This window comes from Ruegeria lacuscaerulensis (assembly GCF_013034745.1).
Classification (GTDB): Bacteria; Pseudomonadota; Alphaproteobacteria; order Rhodobacterales; family Rhodobacteraceae; genus Ruegeria; species Ruegeria lacuscaerulensis_B.
Genome location: NZ_WQGP01000001.1, coordinates 642,679 through 656,199, shown reverse-complemented (window position 1 = coordinate 656,199; position 13,521 = coordinate 642,679). Strand labels below are relative to the sequence as shown.

Here is a 13,521-nt window from a genome sequence, read left to right as displayed (position 1 = left end):
TGACGATTTCGAACGTTGACCTAACAGAATTTCTGGTGCCGAATGAAGGCATGGGGATGTTCAGTATCACAGCAACGAATACCCGCGGACGCGCTGCACGCTTCTTTCGGCGTTGAGCGGTTCCACTCACAAATCACAAAAATTGATGTCACAGGGAGAGACATAAATGACAAAGCAAACCTTGACCGGAGCACCGATGCACTGGGCGGCGGAGATGCACGCACAGGAATATCGTGACGGCAAGCTCAGCCGGCGCGAGTTCATGGCTCGCGCCACCGCGTTGGGCGTTGCCGTGCCCGCCGCTTATGGCATGATCGGACTGAATTCACCCGCAGCCGCGCAAGAACCGCAGCGTGGCGGCACCATCCGTTATCAGATGGAAGTGCGCGCGCTGAAGGATCCGCGCACCTATGACTGGACCCAAATCGCCACTTACACCGCTGGCTGGCTGGAATATTTGGTCGAATACAACAATGACGGCTCGTTCAAACCCATGCTGCTGGAAAGCTGGGAGGCCAATGACGACGCGACAGAATACACTCTGAACGTCCGCAAAGGCGTCAAGTGGAACAATGGCGACGACTTCACCGCCGAAGACGTGGCACGCAACATCACCGGCTGGTGTGATGCGGGGCTAGAGGGCAACTCGATGGCATCCCGCATGGCATCGCTGATTGACGAAGCCACGCAGAAGGCCGCGGACGGTGCAATTACAGTTGTGGATTCCCATACCGTCAAACTGACGTGTAACGCGCCCGACATCACCATCATTCCCGGCATGGCGGACTATCCGGCCGCCATCGTACACAGTAGCTTTGATGCCAATAACATGCTGGCCAACCCTGTCGGCACCGGCTTTATGATCCCCGAAAGCCACGAGGTCGGCGTCAAAGGTGTGCTCGTGCGCAACGAAGGCTTTGACTGGTGGGGCTATGAGGCCGGCAAAGGCGGCTATATCGACCGGATCGAGTTTATCGACTACGGCACCGACCCGGCAGCCTTCCTGGCCGCCTATGAGGCCGAAGAGATCGACATGAACTGGGAATCGGTCGGCGAATTTGTTGACATCTTCGACGGCATCGGCCTGACCCGTTCGGAAATCCCCTCGGGCTTTACCATCGTCATTCGTCCGAACCAGTTGGCCGAAGACGCCAATGGCAATAAGATCTATGGCGACAAACGTGTGCGTCAGGCGCTGGCCATGGCCGTGGACAACAATGTCTGCCTCGAGCTTGGCATGTCCGGCTACGGCATCCCTGCCGAGAACTGCCATGTAGGTCCGATGCACCCCGAATATGACTCGGCGGTGACCCGTATTCCCTATGATCCGGCAGGTGCCAAGGCCCTGATGGAAGAAGCGGGCATGGCAGACTTCGAGCACGAAGTTCAGTCGATCGACGATGACTGGCGTCGCAATACCACCGCTGCTGTGGTTGCGCAGTTGAACGACGCGGGCATCAAGGCCAAACACACGGTTTTGCCCGGCTCGACCTTCTGGAACGACTGGACGAAATACGCCTTTTCCTCGACCAACTGGAACCACCGCCCGCTGGGCACGCAGGTTCTGGCCTTGGCGTATAAGTCAGGCGTGGCGTGGAACGAGTCCGGCTTTGCCAATGCCGAGTTCGATGCGCTTCTGGCCGAAGCGAACTCGATCGCCGATGTGGACAAGCGCCGCGAGGTGATGGCCAAGCTGCAAACGATCATGATCGAAGAGGGTGTGACCATCCAGCCTTATTGGCGGACAGCAATGCGTCACCACCGTGACAACATGGTTGGTGTTGAAAAGCACATCGCGGACCTGCCGCAGCTGTATAAGTTCGGCATCGTCTCTTAAGCCGACACCTACAGGGCCGCGCCGTAAGGGCGCGGCCTTTTCGTCGGCGCTGACCCGGCGAAAAATACTAGCGACGCGCACGGCCTGAAACCAGCGCCAGCCGACCAACAGGGGCTATCATGGGACTATTCATTCTAAGGCGGGTCGGGATCATGCTATTGACAGCATTGTGCCTGACATTCCTGGTCTTTTTCCTCACCAACCTGTATCCGAACCTCGAAAAGCTTGCCAAAACGCAGGGCAACTTTCGGATGTCGGATGAACAGGTCGAGAGTTTTCTGGAAAAAGGCGGCTATCTTCAGTCAACGCCCATAAAATATGGCGAATGGCTGGGTGTTCTGCCGTCGTACCGGCATACCAACGAAGACGGAACCATTCAGGGCCGATGCATCCTTCCGGGTAAAACCGCCGAAGAATCCCCCAATTTCTGCGGTATCTTGCAGGGGTATTGGGGCTATTCCACAGTCTTCAAAGAAGAGGTCGGAACCGTTGTCGGCACACGTCTCGCCCTAACCGGTCGGCTGATGTTCTGGGTGATGCTGCTGATGGTCCCTTCGGCACTGATCCTTGGCGTTCTGGCGGGCATGAAAGAGGGTTCGGCCACCGACCGCACGCTGTCCACCTTTGCCATCACCACAACAGCGACACCGGAATATGTGTCAGGCGTGATCTTCATCGCAATTTTCACTTCATCCGCCGTCGGATTGAAGTGGTTCAAGGGCACGGCCACGCAGGCTATGGAGAACCCGACATTCGAGAATTTCTTCCTGCCCGTGCTGACGATTGCGCTTTACGGGATGGGTTATATCGCTCGGATGACCCGCGCCTCGATGACCGAGGTAATGACGGCACAATATATCCGTACCGCACGGCTGAAAGGCGTGTCCTTCTCGAACATCGTCATGAAACACGCGCTGCGCAATGCGCTGATCGCCCCCTTTACCGTCATCATGTTGCAGTTCCCATGGCTGCTGAATGGTGTGGTGATCGTCGAGACCCTGTTCAACTACAAGGGCTTTGGTTGGGCGCTGGTGCAGGCGGCGGGGAATAACGACATCCAGCTCTTGCTGGCGATTTCGGTCGTGTCGGTCTTTGTGGTGCTGGTGACGCAGCTGATCTCGGATATCGGCTATGTCTACCTCAACCCGCGTATTCGCATTTCTTAAGGGAGGGTCAGATCATGGAACCACTTACCTGGACCGGCTCTATCGCCTTCCTCAACCCGCTGATCGCCTTGGCGCTGGCACTGATGGCGCTGTCCGTTGTCGCCTGGATGCTGGCGAGCATCATCCTGCCCGAGGATCAGATGACCGTGAACCCGGACGGCACGCTCACGTCCAGTTCGGGGCTGCGAAATATGATCCAAGCCGCGATGCGATACAGTTTTCTGGCCAGTGTCGGCCTTGCGGTTGCCTATATCGTCCTTGGCATCCTGATGGGCACAAACGCCGGGATCATCGGCGCCATGTCCCAGCAGTTTCTGCCGGTTTGGATGTCGCTGATCCTGCTTTACGCCATGTCGATCGCGTTCAAGCGCAAGCTGGGTCTGTATGGCAAGCTGTTCGACAGCCCCATCGGCATGATCGGGTTCGGCCTTGTGATGTTCTGGGTGTTTACCGGAATTTTTGGGGCGATGGATCTGATCGTCACCCATGACCCGCTGGACCAGATTTCGGGCATGAAGAACAAAGTACCAGGAACGCCTTTGTCCAGTTTGGAAGAGGGTCAATACGCCTGGTATCTGCTGGGCGGAGACAACTTGGCCCGCGACGTGTTCAGCCGCATGGTCAAAGGGGCCTGGATCGTGGTGCAGATCGCCCCGCTGGCAACGATGTTCGCCTTCATGGTCGGGATCACGCTAGGCTTGCCTGCCGGGTACTATGGCGGTCGTTTGGACACACTGCTGTCCTTCCTGGCCAACCTGATCCTGGCTTTCCCGGTGATCCTGTTGTTCTATCTGCTGGTCACGCCCGAGATCGTGGCGACAGGGGTGCCGAACTATATGGCCGCTGTCCTGTTTGTCTTTCCGATCATCTTTTTGGGCGTATTGTTGAACTCTCGTTACTACACACGCCCGAATTTCCGCACGCCGCTGCTGATTGGTGTGCTTGGGGTGGCGTTGTGGCTGTATCTGTCGCTGATCTCGACTGGTGGGTACATTGTCAGCACCGACAGCTATAGCATCTGGGGTCTGCCAACCTATCTGGACCTGTTCGACATCCCCGGCGGTATTTTGGTGGTGTTTGTCTCGGTGGTCTTTGTGAACTCGCCGACTGTGTTCCGTATCGTTCGCGGGCTGGCGCTGGATATCAAAACCCGCGACTATGTGGCGGCGGCGCAAACGCGAGGCGAAGGCCCCTGGTACATCATGCTATGGGAGATTCTGCCCAATGCGCGTGGTCCGCTGATCGTCGATTTCTGTTTGCGGATTGGCTACACGACCATTCTGTTGGGGACCTTGGGTTTCTTTGGATTGGGTCTGCCACCGGAAAGCCCGGACTGGGGTTCAACGATTAACGAGGGGCGTAAGCTGCTGTCGATCTATCTGCACCCTGCTCTTCCGCCTGCTTTGGCTCTCTTGTCACTGGTTCTGGGATTGAACCTGCTGGCCGACGGTTTGCGCGAAGAAAGTCTGAAGGACTGATTGTGATCGAGGCCGGGGGGCCAGCCCCCCGGACCCCCCGGGATATTTTTAGCCAGATGAAGGGATCCCCCTGACTCTCGCGAGGAGTAACAAGATGAACAAACTGGCGGATTATGACGGGCCAATTCTTGAGATCGACAAGCTTTCGATCTCGTTTTTTACCCGGTTGAGGGAAATTCCCGCCGTTATGGATTTCTCGGTCAGCGTGCAACCTGGTGAGGCTGTGGGGCTGGTTGGTGAGTCTGGCTGTGGCAAGTCCACGGTTGCATTGGGTGTCATGCAGGATTTGGGCAAGAACGGGCGCATCGTTGGCGGCTCGATCAAGTTCAAAGGGCGTGATCTGGGTGAGATGACCACCGAGGAGTTGCGCGACATTCGCGGCAATGAGATCGCGATGATCTATCAGGAACCGATGGCATCGCTGAACCCAGCGATGAAGATCGGTAAGCAGTTGATGGAAGTGCCGATGATCCACGAAGGCGTAGGCGCGGAAGAGGCTTATGCCCGCGCGTTGGAGGTTGTCACCGATGTGCGCCTGCCCGACCCCGAGCGAATGCTGAATTCTTTCCCGCATCAGCTCTCTGGCGGACAACAGCAGCGCATCGTGATCGCCATGGCATTGATGTCGAAACCGGCGCTTTTGATTCTGGATGAGCCAACGACCGCGCTGGACGTGACGGTTGAAGCGGCTGTGGTTGAACTGGTCAAGGATTTGGGCAAGAAATACGGCACCTCGATGCTGTTTATCTCGCACAATCTGGGGCTGGTGTTGGAAACCTGCGACCGGCTTTGCGTGATGTATTCGGGTGAGGCGGTCGAGCGCGGCTCGATCAAGGATGTGTTTGACGAGATGCAGCACCCCTATACACAGGCGCTGTTCCGCTCGATCCCTTTGCCTGGGGCCGACAAGAACACGCGCCCGCTGGTGGCCATTCCGGGGAACTTCCCCCTGCCCCATGAGCGCCCGCCGGGCTGTAACTTTGGGCCGCGCTGTGACTATTTCGAAGAAGGGCGTTGTGATGCTCAGGATATCCTGATGCAGGCTGTGCCCGGAAATGACCGACACCATACGCGCTGTCTGAAATTCCAGGAGATTGACTGGAACGCACCGATCACCGTTGGGGAACAAAAGGAAAAGGCTGCGATTGGCCGCACAGTTCTGAAGATGGACAATCTGAAGAAATACTATGAGGTCGCGGCGAACGCGCTGTTTGGCGGCGGCGAGACTAAGGTGGTGAAGGCCAACGAAACGCTCAGCTTCGAGGCGCATGAATCCGAGACATTGGCCATTGTGGGCGAATCCGGCTGTGGCAAGTCTACGTTTGCCAAGGTGTTGATGGGGCTGGAAACGGCGACGGATGGGCAAATCCTTCTGGACAATCGCAACATCGAGGCCGTGCCAATTGAAGAGCGGGACGCCAAGACGGTGGGCGAAGTTCAGATGGTATTCCAGAACCCGTTTGACACGTTGAACCCGTCGATGACCGTTGGCCGCCAGATCATCCGCGCGCTTGAGATTTTCGGTGTCGGCAACTCGGAAGCCGAGCGGAAGAAGCGGATGCTGGAGCTGCTTGATCTGGTGAAGCTGCCGCGCGCCTTTGCCGATCGGATGCCTCGCCAGCTGTCTGGCGGTCAGAAACAGCGTGTGGGCATTGCCCGTGCGTTTGCCGGGGACGCGCGGATCGTGGTGGCGGATGAGCCGGTCTCGGCACTGGATGTGTCCGTGCAGGCGGCCGTGACGGACTTGTTGATGGAGATCCAGCGTGAACACAAAACGACTCTGTTGTTCATCAGCCATGACCTGTCGATTGTACGCTATCTCAGCGACCGGGTGATGGTCATGTATCTGGGCCATGTGGTCGAGTTGGGCACCACCGATCAGGTCTTTGCCCCGCCTTATCATCCCTATACCGAAGCGTTGCTGAGCGCGGTGCCCATCGCTGATACGTCAATCGAGAAACAGCATATAGTGCTAGAAGGCGATATTCCTTCTGCGATGAACCCGCCTCCGGGCTGTCCGTTCCAGACGCGGTGCCGCTGGAAGTCCGAGGTGCCGGGTGGCTTGTGCGAACAGCGCGTTCCGCCGGTGAAAACTCTGGCCGAGGGACATCAGGTCAAATGTCATTTGGCCGAGGATGTCCTGGAACGTATGGAGCCGGTCATCAAGATTGCAGCCGAATAAAACACAAAGGCCAGCCGCAGGGTTGGCCTTTTACCTATTGGGACGGGAAGCGGAGTTTAACCGCCCCAGATCACCCTGACGTAATTCTGCGTTTCCTTATACGGAGGAACGCCACCATGTTTTTCCACCGCGCCCGGACCAGCATTATATGCCGCCAGCGCCAGACGCCAGGATTTGAACTTGCGGTATTGAGCGGACAGATAGCGCGCGCCACCTTCCAGATTTTCCCGTGGGTCCAGCGGGTTGACGCCAAGCGTTCTTGCTGTCGCAGGCATAAGCTGTGCCAAACCTAGTGCTCCCTTATGCGAGACAGCATTGGGGTTCCAGCCGCTTTCCTGCTGCACCAACCGCAAGAACAAGTCTTCGGGGACGTTATGCTTACGCGCCGCTTGCCGCGCGATGGTCAGATACTGGCCTTTATATTTCCCATTATAACGCTGGCTGAACTGACGCCTCGGCGTCTTTGGCTTATAGCGCTCGGAATTGCGGTATTGTGTGGCCGCGCGCGAATCCAACACCTTGGATTGCTTGAGGAAAATGTCCTTGCGGCTTTTCGTCGACAAGGTATCCGCCTCAGCCGGGGCTGAGACCAGTGCACAGCATAGCACCGAAAAACTCGCTAACAACAACCGCATAAATGCCGATCCCGATCTCTACGAACCTGAACGAGTATAGATATTTCAGCAAAGAATGAAAGCTTGGTAAATCATGCCTAAAGAATTAGCGCGCTCATTTTCGCGTCATCAACCATGTTTCAACCAAAGCGCAGGCCGTATAGGGTCGCAGAAATAACAGGTGCCAGATTCGGGCACTGCTCAGTCAGACAAGAACGAGGGAATATATGGCGGGTTCAGTCAACAAAGTCATTCTGATCGGAAATCTCGGTGCCGACCCTGAGGTTCGGTCGTTCCAGAATGGTGGAAAGGTTTGCAACCTGCGCATCGCCACGTCTGAGACATGGAAAGACCGCAATACCGGCGAACGCCGGGACCGAACGCAATGGCATACGGTCGCCATCTTCTCGGAGCCCTTGGTGCGTGTGGCCGAGCAGTATCTGCGCAAAGGCAGCAAGGTTTACATCGAAGGCCAGCTTGAGACCCGCAAATGGCAGGATCAGTCCGGACAGGATCGATATTCGACCGAAGTGGTTCTGCGCCCTTACCGCAGTGAACTGACCATGCTGGACGCGCGCGGTGAAGGTGGCGGCGGTGGTGGATACGGTGGCGGCCAATCTGGTGGCGGCTATGGCGGTCAGGCCGGTGGCAGCTATGGGGATCCTTATGGCGAGCCGTCCGGCTCTCCGGCCCCTGCATCCGGCGGAATCGACGACGACGAGATTCCGTTCTAACCAAGACGGAGACATATCATGACATGGTCCTTCTCACTCGGCCGGATATTGGGGTCGGAACTGAGGGTCCATGTCACCTTTTTCCTGTTGCTGGCATGGGTCGGGTTTGCCGCCTATTCCAGCGGAGGTCTGGCGGCCGCGGTTGAAAACCTGATCTTCGTGCTGGCGCTATTTGCCTGTGTGGTCGCCCATGAATTTGGCCATGCGCTGATGGCCCGGCGCTATGGGATCAAAACGCCTGACATCACCCTATTGCCAATCGGGGGTCTGGCTCGGCTCGAGCGGATGCCGGAAAACCCCATGCAAGAGGTTTGGGTGGCGCTGGCAGGCCCTGCGGTCAATGTTGTAATCTGGGTCTTGCTGGTTCTTCTGGGCGCAGGAATGCCCCTTGAAACCCTGGCTCAGATCGACAGCACCGGCCCCGGCCTGCTGAACCGTCTGGCTTATGTGAACCTGCTGTTGGCCGCGTTCAACATGATCCCCGCCTTTCCGATGGATGGCGGGCGTGTGTTCCGTGCCCTGCTGTGTCTGAAAATGGATCGCGTCAAAGCCACACGGGTCGCCGCGCTTGCGGGTCAGGCGGTGGCGGTCGGGTTCGGGTTCCTTGGGCTCAGCACCGGGAATGCGCTGTTGGTGCTGATTGCGGTGTTCGTCTTTGTGGCCGCAAATGCCGAAAGTCAGGACGTGACCATGCGCTCGGTCGCGCGGCGCGTGCTGGCGCGCGATGCGATGATCACCGAATTTCACGCTCTTTCCCCCGACGACACGCTGGCGACCGCCGCGCAGGCCGTCATCCATACCACGCAACATGAGTTTCCGGTGCTGTCCCCCGATGGCAAGCTGCAAGGCTTTGTCACGCGCAATCGCCTGTTCGCGGCCCTTGCCGATGAAACACCCCGGTCCAACCCGGCCACTTCGATCATGGAACCCGACATTCCCAAAGTTCGCTTGACCGACGGGTTGGAGGCCGTGCTGGATGGGCTGCATAAAGGCGCCCCGGCCATTGCGGTTTGCACGGCGGCGGGGGCGATGGTGGGCTATATCACGCGCGAGAATATCGGCGAGCTGATGGTGCTGAACGGGCGTTGATCAGGCTGTGGCCAGCGCGTCCTGAAGCACCGACAGCACAGCATCGCGCGGTACATCAGAGGTCACGAATGCCTGGCCGATCCCGCGCGCCAGAATGAACCGCAACTGGCCATCGATCACCTTCTTGTCCTGCGCCATCAGATCGACCAGAGCCTCAGCGCCCGGAAGTTCTCCGGGAATGTCCGACAGATCGGTCTTCATGCCCATCGCACGCAAATGCGCCCGCACGCGGCTGGGGTCTTCCTGCGAACACAGGCCAAGACGCGAGGACAGCTCGAACGCCAGCGCGCAGCCGATGGCCACGCCCTCACCATGCAGCAGCCGGTCGGAATAACCCGTTGCAGCCTCAAACGCGTGACAGAAGGTGTGGCCGAGGTTCAGCAACGCACGGTCGCCCTGCTCGGTCTCATCCCGTGCCACGATATCGGCCTTCATCTGCACCGACCGGGTCACGGCCCGCACCCGCGCCGCCATATCGCCGCCCGCCACATCGGTTCCGTTGTCTTCGAGCCATTCAAAGAAGTCGGCATCCCCGAGCAGGCCATATTTGACGACCTCACCATAGCCGGACAGGAAATCCCGATCCGTCATCGTACCCAGCACCGAAGTATCGGCCAGCACCAACGAGGGCTGATGGAAGGCTCCGATCAGGTTCTTGCCCTGCGGTGCGTTGATCCCGGTCTTGCCTCCGACGGAACTGTCCACCTGCGCCAGCAGCGAGGTTGGGATTTGCACGAACCGGACACCGCGCCGCAGGACGGCTGCGGCAAAGCCCGCAAGGTCGCCGATCACGCCACCGCCCAACGCGATGACAACATCCCGGCGCTCGACCTTCTCGGCCAGCAACCACTCGACCGCACGTTCGAAATGAGGCCAGCTCTTGGTTGCCTCACCCGCAGGCAAAGCCAGTGACGACATCTCGATCCCGGCTGTCGCCAACCCGTCGCGCAGCCCATCCAGATGCAGGGCCGCCACGTTTTCATCCGTCAGGACCGCGACCTTGGGCCGGTGCAACAAGGGCGCGATGCGGGCCCCGGACTGCGCCAGCAGGTCTGGCCCGATCTCGACATCATACGCGCGTTCGCCCAGCTCAACATGTACGGTTTGGTGCATTTAATTTTGTTCCAGAACATCAGGCCGCTTGAGCAAAGCCTCGACAACGCGGCCAACCATATTGTCGATCGCGGTCTCACCGTCCGAGGACACCGTCAGGTCGGCTTGCCCATAGACGGGGACGCGCGCCTCATATAACCCGCGCAAAGTCGCATAAGGGTCGTCGGTGCGCAGTAAGGGGCGGGTATCCTTGTGCTTGACCCTGTTCCACAACACGCTCAGATCAGCATTCAGCCAGACGGACACGCCGCGTTCGGTGATCATCTTGCGGTTCTGCTCGGACAGAAATGCGCCGCCTCCGGTGGACAGAATGCCCTTTTCCTCATCCAGCAGCCGCCCGATGACCTGACTTTCCTTGGCGCGGAAGAACGGCTCGCCGTCGCGTTCGAAAATCTCGGGAATGGTCATGTTCGCTGCCGATTCGATCTCGGCGTCACTGTCGAGGAACGGAACACCAAGGCGCAGGGCCAACGCCCGACCCACGGCGGTCTTTCCAGCCCCCATCATCCCCACGAGGACTACGGTTTTGTGCAACACAAGGCTCTGGACCGGGGTAACCGTGTCAGTGTTTTGCTTTATTTCGCTCATTTCACCGTGAATGACGTGATCTTAGGAAAAATGCCAGCTATAACTGGGACAAAAGAGAAAATTGAGGCGACGTTGAGCAATGGGCCGTCTGATCAAACTGCTGATATATCTGGTTTGCCTGTGTTTTATCGGGCTGGTGGGCTATGCCTATCTTGGCCCGTTCTTCGGGGTGGATTTCTCGGCCCCGCAGGATGAAGTCCGCGAACCGGTCATCCTGAATGTGGAGTAGGAGCGCAATTGCCGCGCTTTTCCTGACCGGAGTCGCACAGGCGCAGCAGGAACCCCTGTCTGCGATCGAATGGCTGACCCAACCTCCCGAAAACCTGCCAGGCACCGTTCTGCTGGAACCGCCCGTGTCACAGACCGGCCTGCAACCGGGGGTCGAGGTCACAGCGCTTGAGGCCTTGTTGCCGCCCCTGGGGTTGGTGTCGTCCTCGGTGACGGGCCTGCCGGTCGATATGTGGCAAAACAGCGACCCAGACCGGCTGGCCGAACTGATCGCCGATGTGCCCGTCCGGTATAATCCGGCGATGCAGCGTCTGTTGTTCACCTTGCTGCTGTCCGAGGCGCGTGCGCCATCCGGCCCCAACGCGCAAGAGGTGCTGCTGCTGGCGCGACTGGATCGGTTGATGCAACTGGGCGCGGCCGATCCTGCGCAATCTCTTGTGCAACTGGCCGGACCGACCGACAGCCGCGACCGGTTTCAGCGCTGGTTTGACGCGACGCTGCTGACGGGCGACGAAGATCGCAGTTGCACCGCCCTGATCGCGCAACCGCACCTGTCACAGGATTACGCGGCGCAGATTTTCTGCAAAGCGCGACGCGGCGACTGGGCCTCAGCAGCGCTGACGCTTGAGGCGGCCCATGCGCTGCAAGTGTTGCCCGATGAGGATTTGGCCGTTCTAGACCGCTTCCTCAGCCCCGAACTATTCGAAGACGCCGAATACCTGCCGCAACCTGATGACCCTGATCCGCTGACCTTCCGCCTTTATGAGGCGATTGGCGAGCGTTTGCCCTCGGCCCCATTGCCGCGGGCCTTTGCCAATGCCGACCTGCGGGATGTGGCGGGCTGGAAAGCCCAGATCGAGGCGGCCGAGCGGTTGACCCGTGTGGGTGCGCTGACGCCGAACCAGTTGTTGGGGCTTTATACTGAACGTTCGCCTGCCGCTTCAGGTGCGGTTTGGGATCGCGTCGCGGCGGTGCAGCGGTTCGAAACCGCGCTGGATTCCGGCAAGCCCGAGGCCATATCACCCGCCCTTCTCGATGTCTGGACCCAAATGCGCAGCGTCGGGCTTGAGGTCCCGTTTGCAGAACTTTTCGCAGACCGGCTGTCGCAGGTTTCACTGACGGATGCCGAAGCCGAGACCTTGCGGTGGCGTATCCTGCTGCTCTCGGACCTTTATGAAAGCGCCGCCCTATCCGTCCCGGACAAAGGCGAGGAGAACCAGTTTTTGGCCGCACTAGCCCAAGGGGATCCGGGGCGCGCGCGCTCGCCATCGCCATTAGCCGATGCGGTTGCACAAGGCTTTGCCTGGGCCGCACCTGTGCCGTCAGATATCGAAACGCTACTAAACAACAGCCAGCTGGGTGAGGCGATTTTGGAAGCGATGAACCTGTTTGCTCATGGCTCTCGCGGGAACCTCGTGGACCTGACTGCTGCCATCGCCACCCTGCACCGCGTCGGGCTTGAGGATACCGCCCGCCGCGCTGCACTGAACCTGCTGATCCTGCAAGGCACCTGATCATGGCCGCCCCTGCCTCCGCCGAGATTTGGATTTCGACCTTTCTGGAAGCTCAGGCCGCCGAGCTAGGTGCGGCCAACAACACCCTTTTGGCCTATGGCAACGACCTGAAGGATTTTGCCGCTTGGCTGAAACGCCGCAAGATGGGATTTACCGCAGCAGACCGCGACTTGATCGAGCGCTATCTGATCGATTGCGACGCGCAGGGCCTGTCCCAGTCGACCCGCGCCCGCCGCTTGTCTGCGATCAAGCAGATATACCGGTTCGCGTTTGAAGAAGGTTGGCGCGACACCAATCCGGCAATCCAGATCAAGGGGCCAGGCCGTCAGAAACGCCTACCCAAGACGCTGGATGTACCCGAGGTCGATCGCTTGCTGCAAGCCGCGCGCGAAACCGGCCGCTCAAAGGCCGACCGCATCCGCAACACCTGCCTGATGGAGCTGCTTTATGCCACCGGCATGCGCGTGACCGAACTGGTGTCACTGCCGGTCTCTTCGGCGCGGGGCGATCCCCGAATGCTGCTGGTTTTGGGTAAAGGCGGCAAGGAACGGATGGTCCCCCTCTCCCCTCCGGCCCGCGACGCGCTGGCTTTGTGGCTTGAGACGAGAGACGCCGCCGAGGACGACGCAGTTTCAAATGGCGGTCAGCGCTCGCGCTACCTATTCCCGTCGCGGGGCAAGTCCGGGCATCTGACCCGGCACATGTTCTTCCACCTGATCAAGGACCTGGCCGTGCAGGGTGGCGTATCGCCTGAAAAGGTGACGCCCCACACATTGCGCCATGCTTTTGCGACCCACCTCTTGGCGAACGGGGCCGACTTACGCTCGATCCAAACATTGCTGGGGCACGCCGATGTCGCCACGACGGAAATCTACACCCATGTGCTGGACGAACGTCTGGCCGAGCTGGTGCTCGAGCATCACCCGTTGGCGAAAGACCCCGGTGATAAGGGCTAACCCCTTGATCCGCAGGGGCCGC

The 13,521-nt window shown here is 59.1% G+C and carries 12 protein-coding genes; 9 read left to right on the top strand and 3 right to left on the bottom strand.

Annotated features, from left to right (window positions below):
- The first annotated feature begins 166 nt into the window (after positions 1-166).
- The 4 genes from GOV79_RS03210 to GOV79_RS03195 all read left to right on the top strand — a co-directional run bounded on the left by GOV79_RS03210 (position 167) and on the right by GOV79_RS03195 (position 6,663).
- Positions 167-1,837 carry an ABC transporter substrate-binding protein gene (locus tag GOV79_RS03210; protein WP_170769541.1) on the top strand — a complete coding sequence of 557 codons (1,671 nt, stop codon included), beginning with the start codon at positions 167-169 and terminating at the stop codon, positions 1,835-1,837.
- A gap of 119 nt (positions 1,838-1,956) precedes the next feature.
- Entirely contained in the window at positions 1,957-3,003 is a 1,047-nt protein-coding gene (locus GOV79_RS03205; protein WP_170788569.1) for an ABC transporter permease, read from the top strand.
- Between the two features lie 14 nt (positions 3,004-3,017).
- On the top strand, positions 3,018-4,481 hold the full coding sequence (locus GOV79_RS03200; protein WP_170788568.1) for an ABC transporter permease: 1,464 nt from the start codon (positions 3,018-3,020) through the stop codon (positions 4,479-4,481).
- A gap of 94 nt (positions 4,482-4,575) precedes the next feature.
- Positions 4,576-6,663 (top strand): dipeptide ABC transporter ATP-binding protein, encoded by a 2,088-nt coding sequence (locus GOV79_RS03195; RefSeq protein ID WP_170784581.1) that lies wholly within the window; start codon positions 4,576-4,578, stop codon positions 6,661-6,663.
- 56 nt (positions 6,664-6,719) lie between these two features.
- On the opposite strand, the gene GOV79_RS03190 is transcribed toward GOV79_RS03195, so the two are convergent.
- A complete protein-coding gene (locus tag GOV79_RS03190; protein WP_170769537.1) occupies positions 6,720-7,298 on the bottom strand; it encodes a lytic transglycosylase domain-containing protein in 579 nt (192 codons plus the stop codon).
- A gap of 206 nt (positions 7,299-7,504) precedes the next feature.
- Between GOV79_RS03190 and ssb the strand changes: the two genes are divergently transcribed.
- Both ssb and GOV79_RS03180 read left to right on the top strand, forming a co-directional pair.
- The gene (ssb, locus tag GOV79_RS03185; protein ID WP_170788567.1) at positions 7,505-8,011 is read left to right on the top strand and encodes a single-stranded DNA-binding protein; all 507 of its coding nucleotides are present in this window, start codon (positions 7,505-7,507) and stop codon (positions 8,009-8,011) included.
- Between the two features lie 18 nt (positions 8,012-8,029).
- On the top strand, positions 8,030-9,100 hold the full coding sequence (locus GOV79_RS03180; protein WP_170788566.1) for a site-2 protease family protein: 1,071 nt from the start codon (positions 8,030-8,032) through the stop codon (positions 9,098-9,100).
- Here the strand turns inward: GOV79_RS03180 and aroB are convergent, their stop codons facing one another.
- Both aroB and GOV79_RS03170 read right to left on the bottom strand, forming a co-directional pair.
- The gene (gene aroB / locus GOV79_RS03175; protein WP_170788565.1) at positions 9,101-10,213 is read right to left on the bottom strand and encodes a 3-dehydroquinate synthase; all 1,113 of its coding nucleotides are present in this window, start codon (positions 10,211-10,213) and stop codon (positions 9,101-9,103) included.
- Entirely contained in the window at positions 10,214-10,801 is a 588-nt protein-coding gene (locus GOV79_RS03170) for a shikimate kinase (protein ID WP_170788564.1), read from the bottom strand. It lies immediately after the preceding gene.
- A 79-nt stretch (positions 10,802-10,880) separates the two neighbouring features.
- On the opposite strand from GOV79_RS03170, the gene GOV79_RS03165 reads away from it, so the two are divergent.
- From GOV79_RS03165 to GOV79_RS03155, 3 genes are read left to right on the top strand one after another with little or no spacing between them, the layout of a single operon-like run.
- The gene (locus tag GOV79_RS03165) at positions 10,881-11,030 is read left to right on the top strand and encodes a hypothetical protein (protein ID WP_170769532.1); all 150 of its coding nucleotides are present in this window, start codon (positions 10,881-10,883) and stop codon (positions 11,028-11,030) included.
- On the top strand, positions 11,020-12,543 hold the full coding sequence (locus tag GOV79_RS03160; RefSeq protein WP_170788563.1) for a hypothetical protein: 1,524 nt from the start codon (positions 11,020-11,022) through the stop codon (positions 12,541-12,543). Before GOV79_RS03165 ends, GOV79_RS03160 begins: the two co-directional genes overlap by 11 nt.
- A 2-nt stretch (positions 12,544-12,545) precedes the next feature.
- Positions 12,546-13,499 (top strand): site-specific tyrosine recombinase XerD, encoded by a 954-nt coding sequence (locus GOV79_RS03155; RefSeq protein WP_170788562.1) that lies wholly within the window; start codon positions 12,546-12,548, stop codon positions 13,497-13,499.
- Positions 13,500-13,521 lie beyond the last annotated feature (22 nt).